Consider the following 18923-nt stretch of genomic DNA (forward strand, 5'->3'; position numbering starts at 1 on the left):
GATGACGCCGGGCACTTTCCTGCGGCTAGGCGTCAATATCGACCATGTCGCGACCATCCGCAACGCGCGCGGCGGCGAACATCCCGATCCGGTGAAGGCGGCGCTGATCGCCGTAAAGGCGGGCGCTGACGGCATCACCGCCCATCTGCGGGAGGACCGGCGGCATATTCGCGATGAGGATATCGCATCGCTGATGGCGGCGCTGACCGTCCCCCTCAATCTGGAGATGGCGGCGACGGATGAGATGCTGGACATCGCCTTGCGCCACCGGCCGCACGCCGCCTGCATCGTGCCGGAAAAGCGCGAGGAGCGCACGACCGAGGGCGGACTGGACGCCGCCGGGCAATTCACGGCGCTGCAACCGATCGTCGGCAAGCTGCTGGACGCCGGCATTCGCGTCAGCCTGTTTATAGAGGCCGACCCCAAGCAGATCGACGCCGCGATCCGGCTGAATGCTCCGGTGGTGGAATTTCACACTGGCCGCTATGCCCATGTGACCGGCGCCGAACGCGCCGAGGAATTGCGCCGCATCGTCGATGGCGCGGCGCTGGCGGCGAAGAACGGGATCGAACCGCATGCCGGCCATGGCCTGACCTTTGACAATGTCGGTCCCGTCGCCGCGATCCCGCAACTGGCCGAACTCAATATCGGCCACTTCCTGATCGGCGAGGCGATCTTCGGCGGGCTGGAGGAAAGCATCCGCGAAATGCGGCGGCAGATGGACCTGGTGCGGTGAGGGGCGCAGCCTTTCATCTCAACACAGCGCGTCATCCCAGCGCAGGCTGGGATCTCAGGCCGTCATGATTATCGGCCTCGGCTCCGATCTCTGCAATATCGAGCGAATCCAGCAGTCTCTCGACCGCTTCGGCGAACGATTCGAGCGGCGCGTATTCACTGATGTCGAACAGGCCAAGGCCAATCGCCGCCCCTTCACCAAGGCTGGCACGCTGGCCAAGCGCTTCGCCGCCAAGGAGGCTTTTTCCAAGGCGGTCGGAACGGGGTTCAAGGCCGGCGTGTTCATGAAGGATATCGGCGTCGTCAATGCGCGCAGCGGCGCCCCCACCCTGCACCTGACGGGCGGCGCGCTGGCGCGGCTGGAGGCTATGGTGCCTGCGGGCCACCGCCCGGTCATTCACCTGACGCTCACCGACGATCATCCATGGGCGCAGGCATTTGTAATTATAGAAGCCTTGCCCCAATAAGGCGCAGGACACACATGGTGACTCCCTGATGACGACGGCAGCCGAGATGCAGACAGACGACCAACCGGCAGCCGCACCCGAGACGGCCGCACAGGAAAAGCCGCCGATCGACTGGTGGGGAGAGATAAAGAGCATATCGCTGCTGATCCTGGCGGTGCTCGCCTTTCACAGCTTCGTGGCCAAGCCTTTTTACATTCCATCGGAATCGATGATGCCGGTGTTGTTGAAGGGCGACCGGCTGGTGGTCAGCAAATATCCCTATGGCTGGTCCTATGTGTCGCCCAGCTTCCACCCGCTGCCGTTCATGAAGGGACGCATTTTCGGCAGCCTGCCGGAACGCGGCGACATCGTCATCGCCTCCCCGCAGAACAAGCGGGAGGATTATATCAAGCGCGTCATCGGCCTGCCCGGCGACATCATAGAGGTGCGCGGCGGTCAGGTGCTGCTGAACGGCGTACCGGTACCGCAACAGACGCTGGCCCCGCTGCGCATTCCCGTCGACGCCAACGCCCCCTGCCCGCCCAGCCAGTTCCCCGGCGCGCTGGTGGAGGACCGGGACGGACGCAAATATTGCGAACTGCCGGTGAAGCGCGAGACGCTGCCCAACGGCAAAAGCTATACGATCATAGACGTCGGGCCGAGCGAACTGGACTGGTACGGTCCGGTGCGCGTGGCGCCTAACCATGTTTTCCTGATGGGCGACAATCGCGACAACAGCGCGGACAGCCGCGCGACGCTCGCCGAAAACGGCCTTGGCGGCGCGGTGCCCTATGAGGCGATTGGCGGCCGGGCGGAATTTATCACATTCTCGCTGGACGGTGACGCGACCTTCAATCCGCTGAGCTGGATCACCTCGCTCCGCAGCGGCCGGGCCGGCAACAGCCTGCACCCCGCCACCGCCGGACCGGCGCAGCGATGAGCGATGCGCAGGACCATGTAGAGGCCCCCGGCCCCTCGGAAATGCGCAGCCCGCTGGTGCGGGAGGAATTGAAACGGGCGGGCGTCTGGTTCGGTCTGGGCATCATGGTGGCGCTGCTCGTCCTGCTGGCCCAGCCAATCATGCTGATCCTGGGCGCGCTCGTCCTCACAACGATGATGGACGGCGGCGCGCGGTTGTTGAAGCGGGTCCTGCCTATCTCGCGCGGCTGGCGGCTGGCTATCGTCCTGCTGGGCGTCGTCGCCTTCATGGGCTGGACGGTCTATCTGACCGGATCGAACCTCGCCGCGCAGGCGCAGGCGATGCGCCATATTGTGGAGCTGCAGGTCGGCCGCATCGGCGGCTGGGCGCAGCAACTGGGCATCACCACCACGCCGGAAGATCTGAAAACGCTAGGCAATCAGGCGCTCCGTTCGCTCGGCCGCGTGACTCAGGCGGTCAGCACCGCCGTCGGCGCGATCACCAGCATGGTCATGATGCTGGTGCTGGCGATCTTCATCGCGATCGAACCCAAACTCTACGAACGCGGCGTCGCCTGGATGCTGCCGATGGAAAAGCGGGAGAATTTCTACGTCATCGCTGACCGGATGGGCTGGACGCTGCGGCGGCTGATGTTCGGGCGATTGATCGGCATGTTGGTCGAGGGCATCGGCACCTGGCTGTTGCTGTGGGCGGGCGGCGTGCCGATGGCGGCGCTGCTGGGCGTGCTGACCGGCATCTTCGCCTTTCTGCCCAATATCGGCTCGATCATCTCCGGCATCCTGATCATCCTCGTCGGATTTTCCGGCGGCACGGATACGGGACTCTATGCGTTCGGGGTCTATCTGGCGGTGCAGATGGTCGACGGCTATCTGATCGTGCCGATGGTGGCGAAGCGCGCCACCGACCTCGCCCCCGCCCTCGTGCTGGGCGCGCAGATATTGTTCGGCGCGCTGTTCGGCATCATGGGCCTGTTCCTCGCCGACCCGATCGTCGCGATGATCAAGGTCTATCTGGAGGAGCGGTCGAAAGCGATGGCCGGGGCGAAGGGACGGCGAAAGGCGGCGTGATCCGCGCCGCGGGATCGCTTCACGCGACGCGGCCGTTCATCATGGAATAGGCCTGGAGCCACATTTCCGCAGCATCCATCGACAAAAACGCCTCGCGCGTGCCGACCATCAACGCTTTACGAAGCTGGATTTTGAAAACGGACGATTTCACCACCACGGCGATCCGGTCATCCTCCCGATAGATTTCGGAATTTGTCGATTGGAACCACAGGGCCGATTCCAGGGTCGGCCGGATCACGTCGCGCAAGTCGATCATCGCCTTGACGCTGCCGAAACGCAGCCGCGCTTCCCGGATGATCCGCTTATGCACCACCAATGACCGTTCGGCATCCGCCTGCGTCCATAGGCCGCCGCTTGAGACGCGGACGGTCTGCGTGTCCAGGTCCAGGCCGGAACTGAACTCCGCCTCGCCGATGGCAGATGGCGTCCACTGGACGTGCATCAACAATGAGCCGGATTCGGGGGTGGATGGAGATATGGCGCGCAAAACTGTCGATCCCACTGATGGAGAATCCTCAGTCGGCTCCATATCCTTTCGCAAAAATTAAGCGGGCGCGCCGTGGCGGCAACACCATACCAAAGTCGCAGAAAATTGCGACGCGCCGCCAAATCCGCGACAGCGCGGGCCTAAAATCCTGCGATCATTTCCAGAAAAACAGGCGATTCGGGCTTACTGGCCCGGCGCAGCGCCCGGCATCGGCGGGCCGCCTGTGCCACCCTGCATCATCTGCATCTGCTGCTGCATCCGCATGATTTCTTCCTTCGACTTGAAGTCGCGCAGATGCACGTCGAAGATCAGCGTGGAATTGGCGGGGATCGGGCCAGCCGCCTTCGCGCCATAGCCCAGGCGCGGCGGGATGGTGACCTTGTAATGGCCGCCCTTCTTCATCTTCAGCAGGGCCTGGCTGAAGCCGGGGACGACTTCGCCGACGGGGAATGCCTGCTGCTCGCTCTGGTCAAAGACCTTGCCGTCGGTCAGCTTGCCGACATAGGAGACCAGCACCACATCGTCGAGCGTCGGGCTGGGGCCTTCGCCTTCCTCCAGCACCTCGAAGCCCAGCGGCTGCAGAGACACGGTGCCCGCCCAGGCCAAGGCGCCGGCCGCCAGCAGAAGGATCGCAACGCCTATCCACAGCCGGGTCAGCGACCCCTTGGCGATCGGGAGAAGCGGGACAGCCGTAACGGTGGACATGGCGGGAGCCTTGCTATGTCGAGGGATAGGTCAGGAAGCGGCGGCAGCCGCGCCGCCCCCGATATTCGGTCTTACCGGCAGTCCTTACCGGACGCCGTCGCGCTCGGCGCGCTTGCGCTCCAGCTTGCGGGCGCGGCGCACGGCGGCGGCCTTTTCGCGAGCGCGCTTTTCAGACGGCTTCTCGTAATGACGGCGAAGCTTCATCTCGCGATACACGCCCTCGCGCTGCAGCTTCTTCTTGAGAGCGCGCAGCGCCTGGTCGACATTGTTATCGCGAACGATGATTTGCATAACGCCTTCAGTCTCCAATCGAAAAACGGTGGTTCGCCAGGACATTCCCTGCCTGACGGGCCAACCGAAATGCAATAAAACGGGTTCGCCGCAGGCGCAGCCCGCGTCGTGTGGCAGGCCCACTACCAGCAGAGTCGCGCAATTTCAACCCATATGCGGCAAAAATGCCGGACCGGCGGCCGCCTCCCGCCTTCCCTCATTCCGCCTTCGCCTGCTCCGCGAAGCTGCGCACCGTATCCGCCAGCGTCAGCGGATCGAAGGGTTTGGCGATAACGCCCAGCGCGCCCGCATCGATGAAACGGTCGATATCCCGCTGCCAGGCGCTGGCGGTGACGAACACGATCGGGATATTCGCGGTCCAGCCGCGCTCGCGCAGCGCCGCCATCACATCCGTGCCGGTCATGCCAGGCATCAGCATGTCGATAAGGGCAAGATCGGGAACCCATGCCCCCTGCTGCAACATCTCCAGCACGTCCTGCCCCGAACTGGCGAGGCGCACCTCCATCCCCGGATCGAGCGCGAGCGCCATTTCCACGATGGTTCGGATATCCGCTTCATCATCGACATATAAAATCTTCAACCTGTCGGTCATGACGCCCCCTCCCCCCGCTGGCGATCAAGAATCCCCATGACTGTTTCGACCAAATTAGGCAATGATTTCTTGGACTTGGTTAATATCACCTCGACATCGGCGGCCAGATCATGACCGGAATCCTGCGCTGAATAGATGATGACTGGCGTGGCCGGCCCGCCTGCCGGGGACAGGGCGGGAAGAATGTCCAGGCCTGATCCATCGGGCAGCGCAATGTCCACAATCGCGATATCGACGGCGTTCGTGGCGAGGAACGCCCGCGCGGAGGCGAGGTCCGTCGCCCGCGCGATCCGGGCAAGGCCGCTGAGCGCGTTGGCGGTGATCTCCAGCGTGTCGCTGTCGTCATCAATGTGCAGGACCAGCGGCATTGACGTCGATGCGCGCCGGATGGCCGCGTTCACCGCCTCGTCCAGCCGGTTGGCGGCAATCGGCTTGGCTATCCAGTCGATAATGTCCAGAGCGGCCATCTGCGCTGGCTCTACCACGGGGTCGCTGGGCGCGATCGCGATCACGGGCAGGTTGCGGCCCGCGGGATTGTCGCGGATCGCCTGCACGATTCCCACGGCGTCGCCATCGGCGAACTGGAAATCCAGAACGAACGCCAGATAGGGACGCGCAGAGATGGCCGCCAGCGCCTCCTGCTGCGTATGGACAAGGTCGGCGCGAATGGCGCGCACCGAAAAGCCTGTGCTGATCGCCTGCGCTTCCGCCGCATCGGCATAGATCAGCAGGCGGGGCGCGCCGTTCAGATCCTCCTGCCCGGTAAGGGCGTTCCAGAGGGGGACCGCAAAAGCAAACAGGCTTCCGCCTCCCTCCGCATCCTCAAACCAGATCGTACCCCCATGATTATGCACGATTTCCCGCGATATAGTGAGGCCGATGCCCGTCCCCGGCCCGGCCGTGTCCGACCGGCGCATCGCCTGAGCAAACCGCGTGAAAAGCCGCGCGCGCAACTCCGCGTCTATGCCCGGCCCCCGGTCGCGGACGGAAATGCACGCATCATTGTCCCGCACGCCAAGGGTCAGGGTGACGGCCGAACCGGCGGGCGAGAATTTGATCGCGTTGGACAGCAGGTTGGTGGCCACCTGCACGATACGATCCTGGTCTCCGCGGACGATGACCGGCTGGCCCGGCAGGTCGATCTCCAGCAAGACATTATGCAGGTCCGCGACGGGACGCACGCCGTCCAGCGCCTGTTGCGCCACGATGCGCAAATCCATCGGCTGGAAATCGAACCGCATCTCGCCCGACTGCATCTTCTCCACATCCAGCAGGTCGTTGACGATGCGGATAAGGCGGTTGGCGTTGTTTTCCGCGATGACGACCAGCCGCTGCACCGGCGCCGGAAGGTCATGCGCCGCCCCGCCGCGCAGCAGGCCGAGTGATCCGACAATGGAGGTCAGCGGCGTGCGCAGTTCATGGCTGACGGTGGAGAGAAACTGGTCCTTGAGCTGTTCAACCTTGTCCCGCTCCGACACGTCGCGGAAAGACGCCACGATATGCGCTCCGTCGGCCTGCTGCATGATGCCCAGCGCAACCTCCACCGGAACGGTCCCGCCATCGGCCGTTCGCGCCTTCACATGAGTCCGCAACGGCTGGGCCAGCCCTTCCGGGGTCAGGCCCAACCGGTCCAGAAACGCCCCTTCCCCCGGCGCGAGGTCGGCGATCAGCGATATGTCGCGGCGCATCAGCGCGGTCTTGGGATAGCCGAACAGCTTTTCCGCCGCCCCGTTCAATATCTCTATTCCGCCGCTGGGGTTGATCAGGACCACGGCGTTAAAGTCGCTTTCGAACAGCGCCGCCTGCCGATTATAGGCCTCCGCCGCGGCGCGGTTGGCCAAGTAGCGGCCACGCCGGTTGCTCCACATCACATAGGCGATCAGGAAACCTATGAGCGAGACGCACAACACCATGGACCAATAGATCAGCCGCGCCATGCCGGACCGGTCGGCGGCTTGCTGCTCGCTGCTGGCCACCCTGATATCCTGCAGGCGGATCAGCTTGGCGGTTTCCGCCTCTATGGAGTCCATCAGCGCCTTGCCGCGGCCGGAACCCACCATGGCGGCTGCGGCGGCAAGCCCGGACTGGTCGCGCGCCTCAATCACGCTGCGCATCTCGACGAACTTGGCTTCGGTCAGGCGGTCCAGATGCCGCAGGGTGGTCTGCGTATTGCTGTCGCTGGCGGCGGCGAGACGGTCCAGCGCGGAAAGCTGCGCCGCCAGCCCGCTTTCCACTCGCTCGAACGGCGCCAGGAAACTTCTGTCGCCGGTCAGCGCATAGCCGCGCTGGCTCCGCTCCGCATCCTTCACGTCGCGGAGCAGCGTCTGCGCCGCATTCGCCTGCCTCAGAGAGAGGGAGGCGTCATGCAGATTGTGGAGATTGCGCTGATAGGCCGAACTGAGAGACAGGCCCAATATCGTCAGCCCTATGGGCAATATCGCGGCAACCGCCAGGCTCCGCCAAAGCCTGGGCATTGCGCGACCGCGCTCATCAGCCAGGGGACCTGTGCTCTCCAGAAAATGGTTCCCTCATCCAAGGACGAACGACCTTGCTCAAAAAGTGAACCTGTCCGACCTCCAAGTCGAGCACAATGCCAACTGCAACCGTTACGAATGCTTCCCTTATTGAATTATCGAAACATTCATTATCTTAATCTGGATTAAGCCGCCTTCGCTTCCAGATCGAGCAGATGCTGTTTGGCGGCGAGACCGCCGGCAAAACCTGTCAGCTTGCCGGTCGATCCGATCACCCGGTGGCAGGGCGCAATGATGGAAATCGGATTCCTGCCATTTGCCGCGCCAACCGCACGTGATGCGGAGGGTTTGCCGATCTGGCTCGCAATCTCTCCATAGCTGCGGGTTTCGCCGAAGGGGATGGTGAGCAATGCGCCCCAGACCGCGCGCTGAAATTCGCTTCCCCGGAAATCGAGCGGCACGGAAAAGACTTTCAGCTTCCCCTCGAAATAGGCCGCCAACTGGCGCGCCGCTTCCTCCAGCACCGGATGATCCGCCGCGTCCGACACCGGCCCCAGGCGCACCCGGCCGGGATCGTCATCATGCCACAGGATCGCCGCCAGCCCCTTGTCGCTGGCGACCAGCGTCAGGGCGCCGACCGGCGAAGCAATGATCTTGCGCGAATAGGCCATGACATATCTCCTTGTCCTGCAGACGGGCCGCGAAAATCCGGGGCCGTCTGTTTTGCAGGACATCCTATGGCCGATGCGGTTCGCCTGCGCTTCCCGGCGATTGCGTTCAAAACCGGTGTGCGCGGTCAGTGAACGAAACGCGCCACGACATCGCGATAGGAGCGGCTGACCTTCACCTGCGCGCCGGATTCCAGCACAAGGAAGCATTCGCCGTTGGTGTGCGGCTTCACCTGCCGCACCTGGCTCAGATTGACGATGGTGGAGCGGTGGACGCGCTGGAAATTGCGCGGATCCAGCCGCTTTTCCAGATCCTTCATCGTCTCGCGCAGGATCAGCGAATTGTCGGCGGTGTAGATGCACATATAATCGCCGGCGGCGTCGATCCGCTCGATCGAATCCACGTCCACCCGGAATATCTGGCCGCGATCCTTGATGTTGATCAGCTTTTCGAACCGGCTGGAGGCAGGCGTATCCTCCTCCGTCACGAAATCGCTCATCGCCTGCGGCGCGACCTCGGCCAGCACCTCGCGCAGCCGTTCCGCTTCCTGCACCTGCCGCTTCTGGCCCAGCCGTTGGCGCACGCGGTCCAGCGCGTCGGCCAGGCGGTCCTGCTCCACCGGCTTCATCAGATAATCGACGGCCTGCGCCTCGAACGCGCGGATCGCATGATCGCTGAACGCGGTGACGAAGATGAACAGGGGCGGCTCGATCTCCATCATGCCCTGCACGACGGAAAAGCCGTCAAATCCGGGCATCTGGATGTCGAGGAAAACAAGGTCCGGTTTGTGGGTCTTGATTGACCGGATGGCTTCACGGCCGTTCATGCATGTGTCGATGATTTCGACATCTTCATGCGCCTCAAGGCGCAGTTTCAACCCCTGGATGGCAAGGCTTTCGTCATCCACGAGGATCGTTCTGATTGTCATGCGGCCACTTTCGTCTGTTCTTCCGTTACGAGGGGCATTTCTATGGTCACAGAAAAACCGCCTCCCGGCGTGGAACGCGCATCGAACGAATGTCGTTCCCCATAGGCCTGGAATAATCTGTCCTTGATATTCGCCAGGCCAACGCCGGTGGACAGGTTCGGCCTGACATTGGCTTCATTCAATCCCGGACCCGTATCGGACACGACGATCCGCACATTTTCACCGGCAGGCTGCGCCGTGACGGTGATTTCGGCGCCCTCCTCCTTTGGCGCGACGGCATATTTGATGGCGTTTTCCACCAACGGCTGCAGCAACAGGGACGGAAGCCGGGCCTGCGAGACGGAGGAGTCGATGGCGAAAACCGACTGCAGCCGATGCTCGAACCGCATCTTTTCAATGTCCAGATAGAGCTTCAGCGTCTCCACCTCCTGCTCCAGCGTCACCTGCGCCGTGGGTTCGTTGATCAGCGTGTAGCGCAGGAAGGATGACAGGCGGGACAGCATCGCGTTCGCCCGGTCGGTTTCCTTGAGCAGCACCAGGGTCGAGATGCTGTTGAGCGTGTTGAACAGGAAATGGGGATTGAGCTGGTAGCGCAGCATCGCGAGCTGCGCGGAACTCGCCTGGGTTTCCAGATGCAGCAACTGGTCCGCCTGTTGCTCGACCGTCAGATAGAAGTTGATCGCATAATAGAGGGCCGACCATGCGCCGAGCAGCGTGGTGCTGAGATAGGCAGCGCCCAGAAAAAGCTGCAGCCCCGCCGTATCGCTGCCCCGGTTCTGGGTGGAAAAGACCCAGGAGTCGATGAACGCGCACATGCCCGCCGCCACGAGAATCACCAGGATCGACACGCCCCAGGTGACGAGAGGCCGCTGGCGCAGCAGCAGGCGGAAGATCACCGCCATCAACAATGTCACGGAATAGCCGGTGACGGTGGAGATCAGCACCGGCACCAGACTGGACAATGGCTGCCCATTGGCCACGGTGGACGAAGCGCGAAGCAGGAAGGCGCCAAGCCAGCCCAGCGTCTGCAGATTCCAGAAAGCGCGATTCTTGTCCGCAAAAAACGGTTCGGCTTGAAGTGGCGTGACCGACATCCGGCAGAGACTAGCGAATTATCGGAAAAGGGTGAAGGGCAAGCTGACGCGCGGACGCAGGATCAGGCGGCGATTTCTTCTTCGCCGCCCACCGGCGCGATTTCGTCCGGGTAAATCCACACCAGATCGCACAGGCCGAGCGTGCGGCCGTCATGCGACAGGATGTGGATCGGCTGAATCGGCTGACCGTCGCGGCGGTCGGCAAGCGTCGGCACGGACGGCACGCCGCATTCCCACTTTTCGCCCCACTGCCGCAGGGCGATCATCACCGGGGCCAGTTCCTTGCCCTTTTCGGTCAGGCGATATTCCACCTTGCGCCGGTCGCAGGTCATCGTCTCCCGCACCATGATGCCCTTTTCGACCAGCCGCGCCAGGCGATTGGCCAGGATGTTGCGGGCGATGCCCAGCGTGGACTGAAAATCCTCGAAATGCCGGATACCGGCCAACGCGCCGCGCAGGATAAGGAACGACCATTTCTCCCCCATCGCCTCAAGCGCGCTGGGCAGGCCGCAAATCGGGGCGCAGGATAACTGCTCACGGGAAACTTCGTCCAGCATGACTCCGTAGATACTCCAAATCGCGCGGTGTTGCAAAATTGTGACCGCCGCGCGGAATCATTTTGCAATATAAGTTTACAATCAAAACGTATCAATGCCCTGAACGTCCGCCCGGCTTCTGGGGTGTGGCCAAAAAACCAAGGCGTTCCGCCAATATGCCTGACCGTGCCTTTTTTGTTGCATAGCGACAAAAATCCCCCACATCGGTAAACATATGTTGCGCCAGTATGAACTTGTTGAACGTGTGAAACGCTACGATCCGGACGCGGACGAAGCGATGATCAATCGCGCCTACGTCTTTTCCGTGCAGAAGCATGGCAGCCAGAAGCGCGCCAGCGGAGACCCCTATTTCAGCCATCCGATCGAGGTGGCGGGCATCCTCACCGACCTGTATCTGGACGATCAGACGATCGTGACGGCGCTGCTGCACGACACGATCGAGGATACGCTGGTCACGCATGACGAGATTGAGAGCGTGTTCGGCAAGGACGTCGCCCGACTGGTCGATGGTGTCACCAAGCTAAGCAAGATAGAGGCGCAATCCGAAACCGAGCGCGCCGCCGAAAATCTCCGCAAATTCCTGCTGGCGATGTCGGACGATATCCGCGTGCTGCTGGTGAAGCTGGCCGACCGGCTGCACAATATGCGCACGCTGCACTTCATCAAGAATGAGGAGAAGCGCCGCCGCATCGCCCGCGAGACGATGGATATCTACGCCCCGCTCGCGGAGCGGATCGGCATGTATGATTTCATGCGCGAGATGCAGTTGCTGGCGTTCCGCGAACTGGAACCGGAAGCCTATGACAGCATCACCCGGCGGCTGGAGCAACTGAAGGAAGGCGGCGGCGACAAGGTGGCGCGGATCGCCTCCGGCTTGCAGATGCTGCTGGGCAATGCGGGCATCCGCGTCACTGTGTCCGGCCGGGAAAAGCATCCCTATTCCATCTGGCGCAAGATGCAGGAGCGGCACATCAGCTTCGAGCAGCTTACCGACGTCATGGCGTTCCGCGTCATCACCGACAGCACGGAGGATTGCTATCGCGCCCTGGGCATCATCCATCAGAAGCACAAGATGGTGCCCGGCCGGTTCAAGGATTATATCTCCACGCCTAAGCGCAATGGCTACCGGTCGCTGCACACCACCGTCATCATGAGCGAGAATGCGCGGATCGAGGTTCAGATCCGCAGCCGCGAAATGCACCGGGACAGCGAGTTCGGTCTCGCCGCGCACTGGGCCTATAAGCAGAGTGAAGGCAAGCCGGACGGCCAGGCTGGCTGGCTCCGCGATCTGGTCGAAATCCTGGAGCAGAGCCAGGACCCGGACGAGCTTCTCGAACATACCCGCATGGCGATGTATCAGGATCGCATCTTCGCCTTCACGCCCAAGGGGGAGCTGCACCAGTTGCCCAAGGGGTCAACGCCGGTCGACTTCGCCTATGCCGTGCACACCAGCCTTGGCAACCAGACGGTCGGCGCGAAGGTAAACGGCCGGGTCGTGCCGCTGCGCACCACGCTGGAAAATGGCGATCAGGTCGATATCCTCAAATCCGACGGGCAGGAGCCGCAGCCCGGCTGGCTGACCTTTGCCATCACTGGCAAGGCGCGCGCCGCCATCCGCCGCTACATCCGCCACAAGCAGCGGGACGAGACAATCGCGCTGGGCGAGAAGCTGTTCGAGGAAATCGCCAGCCGCCTGCCCGTCGAGGTCGGCGAGAAGGCGATGAAGGCGGGCCTGAAGCGCCTGAAACTGACCGACCGCGCCGGACTGATGATCGCCATCGCGACGCATCGCGTCACTGACGGCGAGGTCATGGAGGCGTTGATCCCCGGCTCCACCAGCGGTGAGGGCGCGGAGGAAGCGCATCCCCGCCAGCATAACCCGGTGTCGATCCGCGGCCTGACGCCCGGCATCGCCTATCAGCTTGGCGATTGCTGCCACCCGGTGCCCGGCGACCGCATCGTCGGCATCCGACGCACGGGGGAACCGATCGAGGTCCACACGATCGACTGTTCATCGCTGGAGGCTGGCGCGGACGCCGACTGGGTCGACCTGGCCTGGGACGTGAAGTCGAAGGGCGGCACCGCCCGCCTGTCGATCATCGTCAAGAACCAGCCCGGCGCGCTGGCGTCGGTCGCCAACATCTTCGGCGCGAATAAGGCGAACATCCTCAACCTGCAGCTTGTGAACCGCGAAGGGCCGTTCCACACCGACATTATCGACCTGGAGGTGCAGGACGCCGCCCATCTGATGCGGATATTGTCGGCGCTGCGCTCGCTGGAAATCGTCGTGCAGGCTGACCGGGTCTGACACCCGCCTGATCAGGCGCACTCCCCCGCTTCCGTTCGCTTCGAGCGAAGTCGAGAAGCACAGACACGCGCCCTCTCGATGTCTGGCGTCCTATGTAAAAGCCGCGTGCGCCTGCGACCCGAAGGGCGGCGAAGCCAACGCAGGAGCCCAGTCCCCCCGTCTGAACTGGACTCCTGCCTTCGCAGGAGCACGCTGCATTCCCAACGCATCAGGCCGCCTAAAGCGCCGCCAGCTTCGCCTTTTCGCCAACCGCCGCATAGGCCCTGTCCAGATGCCCTTTCAGCATCGGATGCCCCGGCGCCAGCGCCAGCGCCTTTTCCAGCACATCGACGGCGCGCTGCTTCTGCCCGGCCTGCAGCATCGTCCAGCCATAGACGTCCGCCGCAACGGGATTGAGCGGCTGCAGCCTGTAGGCCTTGGCCGCATAAGCAAGCGCCCGCGGCTTGTCACCCTTGCCGAGCCATGCCCAGGCGAGGTCGGCCATCAACAGCGCGTCATTATTGCCCGCCCGCGCCGAAAGCGGCTCCAGCAGCGCGATCGCCCGGTCCCAGTTGCGGACGCTGAGCCATGCCGATGCGGCGATCCGGTTCGCTTCGAAACTTCCCGGATTCTGGCTGAGATAGAGGCTCAATATCTGCGCGGCGCGCTCCGGCTGCCCGGCCCGCCGCCACGCCGACACCAGCCGCAGCGCGACATCCTCCGAAAAACGCAGGTCCGCCGCCTGTTCATAGGCGCGCGCCGCTTTGTCCGGCTGCCCGGCCGCCAGCAGCGCATCGCCCAGAATGACATGCGCCGCCGGCGCGCCCATATTGGCGTTGCGCAGCGTGGTCGCGCGGGACACCGCAGCGCCCGCCTGACCCGTGGACAGCAGCGCCCGGACATAGGGGATCACCGCCGGCGCGGCATCGGGATGGGTCGAGGCTGCTTCGGCCAGCGCCGCCATGTCGCCGCCTGTCGCCAGCGCGCCGATGGCCGTCTGGCCGGGCGCGGCCGCCCTCGCCAGCAACATGTCCGCCATCGCCCGGTTGCCCAGAGCCTCCTGCGTCCGCGCGGCCAGCGTAAAGGCATAGCTCCCCGCCTCCCCCCGGTCGATCAGCGGGGCGAGCACCCCGGCGGCCTCAGCAAAATTCCCCTGGTCGAACAGCGCCCTGCCGAGCAGCAGGCGCGCCTGCGCATTGTCGGGCTGATCCGTCAGCAGCTTGGCGAAGGCGCCCTGCGCCAGCGCCGGATTGCCGCCCTTCAGATAGAGTATGCCGCTCACCAGCAGCGCCGAAGCCCCGCCATTGCCTCCAGCGCGGTTCAGCATCGCGCGCGCCAGATCATAGCGCCCCGCACGCGCCGCCATCAAAGCCTGCAGCGCAAAGGCCCGGCCGTTATGCGGCTCCAGGGCGATCACCCGGCGTGTCATCGCCAGCGCGCGCCGCGCCTCCCCGATGTCGGACAGCGTCGCGGCATATTCGGTCAGAGTGGGAACATGGTTGGCATCAAGCGCCAGCGCCCGGTCGAACCAGGGCAGAGCAGCCTTCAACCCATATTGATCGCGGATCAGCATCGCGCGCAACGTGACCGCCTCGACATTGCGGGGGGCGAGCGAAACCGCCTTTTCCGAAGCCTGAATGGCGCTTGCCTGATCCCCGCTGGCGATGCGCAGCCGCGCCACGTCATTCCATGCGGCCGGATCGCGCGGCGACAGGGCGACCGCCTGCGATAGCGCCTGCTCCGCCGCGCCGGTCTGCCCCTTGGCCAGCCGGGCGCGGCCGATGATGCGCAGCGCATAGCCGCGCTGCGCGGGCATGGCGTCCGGGGTCTGCGCCTCGGCAATCGCTTCGTCCGCCTCCCCCTGTAGCAGATAGGCGTTCGCCATCAGGTGCCGGGTCTTGCCGGGGGCGGAGCCAAGCGCCCGCGCCCGCCGCAGCTCAGCCTCCGCGCCGACGCCATCGCCCAGGTCGATCAGCACGCGCGCCTGCGCGATGCGCGCATCGGCCCAGTCCGGCCGCGCCTTGATGGCGTTCATCAACTCGACACGGGCGGTGCGCGGATCACCCTTCTGAAGCGCGTCTAGCCCCTTCGCCATGCTGGCCTGCGGATCGTGCGTCCCGGCGCGCAGCATCATCAACGGCACGCCCAGCGCCGGCACCGCGACCAGCGCCGCGCCCAGGAAAATCCAATGGCGGCGCATCAATCCTGCATCTCATATTGCTTGAGCAGGTCGTAGAGCGTCGGGCGGCTGATGCCGAGCATCTTGGCCGCGCTGGAGATATTGCCCTGGCTGCGGGCGATGGCGCGGCGGATGGACTTGCGGTCGGCGATCTCGCGCGCAGCCTTCAGGTTGATGACCTCCGCGCCCTCGCCGCCCTCTCCGTCCAGATCGAGGTCGGCGGCCGTCACCATCTTGCCGTCGGCCATGATAACCGCCCGCTTCATGCGATTTTCCAGCTCGCGCACATTGCCGGGCCAGGGCCAGGCGTCGAGCGCGGCCAGCGCGTCGGGGGACAGCCCCTTGACCGCAGGGTTGATCTCCCCGGCAAAGCGCGTGAGGAAATGGCGGGCCAGCAGCACGGAATCGCCCGGCCGGTCCTTCAGCGCCGGGATATGCACGACGATTTCCGCAAGCCGGTAATAGAGGTCCTCGCGGAATGTCTCGGCCGCGATCATCGCGTCCAGATTGCGGTGGGTGGCGCACACGATGCGGGTATTGACCGGAATCGCCTGACGCCCGCCAACCCGTTCGATCACCCGCTCCTGCAGGAACCGCAGCAGCTTCACCTGCAGCGGCAGCGGAATGTCGCCAATCTCGTCCAGGAACAGCGTGCCGCCCTCGGCTTGCTCGATCTTCCCCGGAGTCGTCTTGATCGCGCCGGTGAACGCGCCTTTTTCATGCCCGAACAGTTCGGATTCCAGCAGCGTTTCGGGAATGGCGGCGCAGTTTATGGCCACGAAGGCCCCCTCGCGGCGATGGCTGGCGTCATGCAGCCCGTGCGCCAGCAACTCCTTGCCGGTCCCACTGGCGCCCAGCAGCATGACGGAGACGTCCGCCGTGGCGACGCGCTCCAGCGTCCGCGTGACCTTCAGCATTTCCGGCGCTGCCGTGATCAGGCGGCCAAGGGCGCGATTATCCTCGCCCGGCCGGTCCGCCAGACGGGCATTTTCCTGCTCCAGCGCATGCACATGAAAAGCGCGGCCGACGATCAGGCCCAGTTCGTCGATGTCGACCGGCTTCTGGTAGAAATCATACGCCCCGCCGGAAATCGCATTCAGCGCGCTTTCCCGCGCGCCATGCCCTGACGCGACGATGACCTTGGTATCGGGCTTTACCTGCAATATTTCCGCCAGCGTCGCGAAACCTTCGGTCGTGCCGTCGGGATCGGGCGGCAGACCAAGGTCCAGCGTCACGACATCGGGCGCCTCGGCGCGCATGATCTCCATCGCTTCCTCACGGTCCCCCGCGATGAAAAGCTGATAATCCTCATACGCCCAACGCAACTGGCGCTGCAGGCCGGCATCGTCCTCGACGATCAGCAATTTGGGTCGCGTATCAGCCATCAGGCCGCCCTTTCACGATGATGATGGCCGCCATTCTGCGCCGCCAGCGGCAGGAACAGCGTGAAACAGCTTCCTTCGCCCGGACGGCTCAGCACCTCTATCCGGCCGTTCATGGCGCGGGCCAGTTCGCGCGCCTCGAATGCGCCGATGCCGAACCCGCCCGCCTTGCTGGAGGAAAAGGGCTTGAACAGGTCGCGGCGGATGAACTCGGCGGTCATGCCGCACCCCCGGTCCACGACATCGATCGTCGCGCAATCCCGGTTCCGGCCCAGCCGCACGATGACCGGCGCGCCGGGACCACTGGCGTCGATGGCGTTCTGCACCAGATGCCCCAATATCTGCTCGACGCGCGCGGGATCGGCGAAGGCGTCGACGCCCTCCCCGCTTATCTCGACCGGATGCGCCTTGCCCTTGGTCCGCACCACCCGCTCCGCAATCGGGCTGACCGGCATTGCGCGCGGCTCCTCCTGCGTCATCCTGTTATGCTGCGATAGGCGGGCCAGCATCTCGTTCATCCGGCCCACGGACTCGCGCAGCGTCAGCACCATGTCGGCGCGGAACTCAGGATTGTCGGCGTGACGCTCGGCATTACGGGCAAGCAGGGAAAGCTGGCTCACCAGATTCTTGATGTCATGCATGATGAAGGCGAAGCGGCGGTTGAATTCGTCGAACCGCTGCGCATCGTCCAGCGCCTGTTGCCCCTGCGCCTCGCGGATATAGCTTGCGACCTGCCGCCCCGCGGCGCGCAGCATGTCGAAATCCTCCCAGTCCAGCTTGCGATCGACCAGCGGACGCGCCAGCAGGATCGCCCCGGCCAGCCGGTCGAAATGGATCAGCGGCACCAGCGCCCAGGCATTGCGGTCCGCCAGCATCCATTCGGGCATCGCATAGTCGCTCTTGCCCGCGCGCACGCTGTCCAGATCAACGATCCAGCCGGTGCTCTCGATCGCTGCGGCATCGCTCGCCGAAATGGCGGGCACCGGAGCGCCCGAATCGCTCCAGTTCCACGACGCCTGCAGGACCAGGCCGCCGCTCTCGCTGGGCAGCATCAGCAAGGCTGCCTGGGATTCGGTGATGTCGGCCACCGCCTTGATGACGCGCTGGTCGAAGGGCGCGGCGTCCTCGCCGGGCCTGCCCATCGTATCGGTGAAGCGCATCCACTCCGCGCGATAATCATAGCGATGCTGGAAGAAATGCTTGGCGACCTGCACCTTGATCAGAGCGCGCAATCCCCGCGCCGGAACCAGGCCAAGCACGGCCACGGCGAGGAAGAAGATCGCGCCGATTTCTATGATCCGGGCATAGGGTCCGGCGATCCAGTCGATGCCCATCATGATGACCGCGACGACGATTATATAGACGCCGACCGCCACCAGCGAGAGCGAGCGGAAGGCCACCGTGCGGGACAAACGCAAGCGCCCGCCGCCCGCCGCCCGCGCGCTCAGCGCCATCACCGGCGCGACGAACGCCATGACGATGCCGCGCAGGGCGAACAGTTCATCGACATCGCCGCCGGACAGATAGCTCAGCGCATAGAGGTTGAGGTCATAAGTCCACATCGCCACCAGCGCCGCCATCAGCAGCCCGATGCGCGCGCGCCCCTCCGGCGCCGAAATGGTGAAAAGATGATGGACGAGCAGCAACGCGCCCGCCGCTACCATCATCCGCAGCACCTTCACCGTATCCAGCGCGGTCACGAAAAAGTCCGTGTCCCGGCCGATCTCCATCGCATAGAGCGCAATGCCGATCTGCAGGGCCAGCAATATGCCGAGCACGCCGTATATCACCGTCACGGCGCGCGGATGCGCCGTCTGCCGCCCCTCGCCCCGGTGCAGCAGCGCAAAGATGAACAGCAGCCATGCGGCGTTGCGCAGGCATTCGGAAATACCCAGGAATGCGCCGCGCATGCCGCTGAACGCCGCGTACAGCGCCCAGAAGGCGGTCATGCCCAGCGCCGTCACCAGCAGGCGGCGTTCCGCGCCGCTGCCCTGCCCGCGCGACACCCATACCGCCAGCGCCGCGAAAAGCGCCGCCGCCAGGGCATGTCCCCAGTCTCCCAGAAATTGCAGCATGCTGCTCATGGCCGC

17 protein-coding genes are annotated in these 18923 nt (G+C 64.3%); 5 read left to right on the top strand and 12 right to left on the bottom strand.

Going from position 1 to position 18923, the window contains the following annotated elements:
* The first annotated feature begins 1 nt into the window (after nucleotide 1).
* The 4 genes from KFK14_RS16755 to KFK14_RS16770 all read left to right on the top strand — a co-directional run bounded on the left by KFK14_RS16755 (nucleotide 2) and on the right by KFK14_RS16770 (nucleotide 3188).
* On the top strand, nucleotides 2–736 hold the full coding sequence (locus tag KFK14_RS16755) for a pyridoxine 5'-phosphate synthase (RefSeq protein ID WP_212608453.1): 735 nt from the start codon (nucleotides 2–4) through the stop codon (nucleotides 734–736).
* Between the two features lie 64 nt (nucleotides 737–800).
* Nucleotides 801–1202, top strand: coding sequence for a holo-ACP synthase (gene acpS / locus KFK14_RS16760; protein ID WP_070154269.1), 402 nt, complete (start codon nucleotides 801–803; stop codon nucleotides 1200–1202).
* Between the two features lie 46 nt (nucleotides 1203–1248).
* On the top strand, nucleotides 1249–2121 hold the full coding sequence (lepB, locus tag KFK14_RS16765; protein WP_246525057.1) for a signal peptidase I: 873 nt from the start codon (nucleotides 1249–1251) through the stop codon (nucleotides 2119–2121).
* Nucleotides 2118–3188, top strand: a complete 1071-nt coding sequence (locus tag KFK14_RS16770; RefSeq protein WP_212608455.1) for an AI-2E family transporter — start codon at nucleotides 2118–2120, stop codon at nucleotides 3186–3188. The genes lepB and KFK14_RS16770 overlap by 4 nt, the downstream gene beginning before the upstream one ends.
* Before the next feature lie 19 nt (nucleotides 3189–3207).
* On the opposite strand, the gene KFK14_RS16775 is transcribed toward KFK14_RS16770, so the two are convergent.
* The 9 genes from KFK14_RS16775 to KFK14_RS16815 form a co-directional block, all read right to left on the bottom strand.
* Nucleotides 3208–3690: a hypothetical protein gene (locus tag KFK14_RS16775; protein WP_212608456.1), complete on the bottom strand. Its 483-nt coding sequence runs from the start codon at nucleotides 3688–3690 to the stop codon at nucleotides 3208–3210.
* Nucleotides 3691–3858: 168 nt separating this feature from the next.
* Nucleotides 3859–4380 (bottom strand): FKBP-type peptidyl-prolyl cis-trans isomerase, encoded by a 522-nt coding sequence (locus KFK14_RS16780; protein WP_212608457.1) that lies wholly within the window; start codon nucleotides 4378–4380, stop codon nucleotides 3859–3861.
* Nucleotides 4381–4464: 84 nt separating this feature from the next.
* Nucleotides 4465–4671, bottom strand: coding sequence for a 30S ribosomal protein S21 (rpsU, locus tag KFK14_RS16785; protein ID WP_004208618.1), 207 nt, complete (start codon nucleotides 4669–4671; stop codon nucleotides 4465–4467).
* Nucleotides 4672–4867: 196 nt separating this feature from the next.
* A complete protein-coding gene (locus KFK14_RS16790) occupies nucleotides 4868–5263 on the bottom strand; it encodes a response regulator (RefSeq protein WP_212608458.1) in 396 nt (131 codons plus the stop codon).
* Nucleotides 5260–7737, bottom strand: coding sequence for an ATP-binding protein (locus KFK14_RS16795; RefSeq protein WP_212608459.1), 2478 nt, complete (start codon nucleotides 7735–7737; stop codon nucleotides 5260–5262). Before KFK14_RS16795 ends, KFK14_RS16790 begins: the two co-directional genes overlap by 4 nt.
* Nucleotides 7738–7922: 185 nt before the next feature.
* On the bottom strand, nucleotides 7923–8408 hold the full coding sequence (locus tag KFK14_RS16800) for a methylated-DNA--[protein]-cysteine S-methyltransferase (protein WP_212608460.1): 486 nt from the start codon (nucleotides 8406–8408) through the stop codon (nucleotides 7923–7925).
* 125 nt (nucleotides 8409–8533) lie between these two features.
* On the bottom strand, nucleotides 8534–9334 hold the full coding sequence (locus KFK14_RS16805) for a LytR/AlgR family response regulator transcription factor (protein ID WP_070154288.1): 801 nt from the start codon (nucleotides 9332–9334) through the stop codon (nucleotides 8534–8536).
* The gene (locus KFK14_RS16810) at nucleotides 9331–10428 is read right to left on the bottom strand and encodes a sensor histidine kinase (protein ID WP_212608461.1); all 1098 of its coding nucleotides are present in this window, start codon (nucleotides 10426–10428) and stop codon (nucleotides 9331–9333) included. Before KFK14_RS16810 ends, KFK14_RS16805 begins: the two co-directional genes overlap by 4 nt.
* 62 nt (nucleotides 10429–10490) lie before the next feature.
* Nucleotides 10491–10985, bottom strand: a complete 495-nt coding sequence (locus KFK14_RS16815) for a winged helix-turn-helix transcriptional regulator (protein ID WP_070154292.1) — start codon at nucleotides 10983–10985, stop codon at nucleotides 10491–10493.
* 214 nt (nucleotides 10986–11199) lie between these two features.
* Here KFK14_RS16815 and KFK14_RS16820 point away from each other — a divergent pair, with 214 nt between their 5' ends.
* A complete protein-coding gene (locus KFK14_RS16820) occupies nucleotides 11200–13293 on the top strand; it encodes a RelA/SpoT family protein (RefSeq protein ID WP_212608462.1) in 2094 nt (697 codons plus the stop codon).
* Nucleotides 13294–13510: 217 nt separating this feature from the next.
* Here KFK14_RS16820 and KFK14_RS16825 read toward each other — a convergent pair whose 3' ends face one another.
* From KFK14_RS16825 to prsK, 3 genes are read right to left on the bottom strand one after another with little or no spacing between them, the layout of a single operon-like run.
* Nucleotides 13511–15472 (bottom strand): tetratricopeptide repeat protein, encoded by a 1962-nt coding sequence (locus KFK14_RS16825; protein WP_212608463.1) that lies wholly within the window; start codon nucleotides 15470–15472, stop codon nucleotides 13511–13513.
* The gene (gene prsR, locus KFK14_RS16830) at nucleotides 15472–16836 is read right to left on the bottom strand and encodes a PEP-CTERM-box response regulator transcription factor (RefSeq protein WP_212608464.1); all 1365 of its coding nucleotides are present in this window, start codon (nucleotides 16834–16836) and stop codon (nucleotides 15472–15474) included. The genes KFK14_RS16825 and prsR overlap by 1 nt, the downstream gene beginning before the upstream one ends.
* On the bottom strand, nucleotides 16836–18917 hold the full coding sequence (gene prsK, locus KFK14_RS16835; protein ID WP_212608465.1) for an XrtA/PEP-CTERM system histidine kinase PrsK: 2082 nt from the start codon (nucleotides 18915–18917) through the stop codon (nucleotides 16836–16838). Before prsK ends, prsR begins: the two co-directional genes overlap by 1 nt.
* Nucleotides 18918–18923: the final 6 nt, after the last annotated feature.

The organism is Sphingobium phenoxybenzoativorans, assembly GCF_018286635.1.
GTDB classification, from domain to species: domain Bacteria; phylum Pseudomonadota; class Alphaproteobacteria; order Sphingomonadales; family Sphingomonadaceae; genus Sphingobium; species Sphingobium phenoxybenzoativorans.

Excerpts from the sequence above, each read along its gene's own strand:
- KFK14_RS16755 (WP_212608453.1), top strand. The coding sequence starts at position 2 with ATGACGCCGGGCACTTTCCTGCGGCTAGGCGTCAATATCGACCATGTC.
- acpS (WP_070154269.1), top strand. The coding sequence starts at position 801 with ATGATTATCGGCCTCGGCTCCGATCTCTGCAATATCGAGCGAATCCAG.
- lepB (WP_246525057.1), top strand. The coding sequence starts at position 1,249 with ATGCAGACAGACGACCAACCGGCAGCCGCACCCGAGACGGCCGCACAG.
- KFK14_RS16770 (WP_212608455.1), top strand. The coding sequence starts at position 2,118 with ATGAGCGATGCGCAGGACCATGTAGAGGCCCCCGGCCCCTCGGAAATG.
- KFK14_RS16780 (WP_212608457.1), bottom strand. The coding sequence starts at position 4,380 with ATGTCCACCGTTACGGCTGTCCCGCTTCTCCCGATCGCCAAGGGGTCG.
- rpsU (WP_004208618.1), bottom strand. The coding sequence starts at position 4,671 with ATGCAAATCATCGTTCGCGATAACAATGTCGACCAGGCGCTGCGCGCT.
- KFK14_RS16790 (WP_212608458.1), bottom strand. The coding sequence starts at position 5,263 with ATGACCGACAGGTTGAAGATTTTATATGTCGATGATGAAGCGGATATC.
- KFK14_RS16795 (WP_212608459.1), bottom strand. The coding sequence starts at position 7,737 with ATGCCCAGGCTTTGGCGGAGCCTGGCGGTTGCCGCGATATTGCCCATA.
- KFK14_RS16800 (WP_212608460.1), bottom strand. The coding sequence starts at position 8,408 with ATGGCCTATTCGCGCAAGATCATTGCTTCGCCGGTCGGCGCCCTGACG.
- KFK14_RS16805 (WP_070154288.1), bottom strand. The coding sequence starts at position 9,334 with ATGACAATCAGAACGATCCTCGTGGATGACGAAAGCCTTGCCATCCAG.
- KFK14_RS16810 (WP_212608461.1), bottom strand. The coding sequence starts at position 10,428 with ATGTCGGTCACGCCACTTCAAGCCGAACCGTTTTTTGCGGACAAGAAT.
- KFK14_RS16815 (WP_070154292.1), bottom strand. The coding sequence starts at position 10,985 with ATGCTGGACGAAGTTTCCCGTGAGCAGTTATCCTGCGCCCCGATTTGC.
- KFK14_RS16820 (WP_212608462.1), top strand. The coding sequence starts at position 11,200 with ATGTTGCGCCAGTATGAACTTGTTGAACGTGTGAAACGCTACGATCCG.
- KFK14_RS16825 (WP_212608463.1), bottom strand. The coding sequence starts at position 15,472 with ATGCGCCGCCATTGGATTTTCCTGGGCGCGGCGCTGGTCGCGGTGCCG.
- prsR (WP_212608464.1), bottom strand. The coding sequence starts at position 16,836 with ATGGCTGATACGCGACCCAAATTGCTGATCGTCGAGGACGATGCCGGC.
- prsK (WP_212608465.1), bottom strand. The coding sequence starts at position 18,917 with ATGAGCAGCATGCTGCAATTTCTGGGAGACTGGGGACATGCCCTGGCG.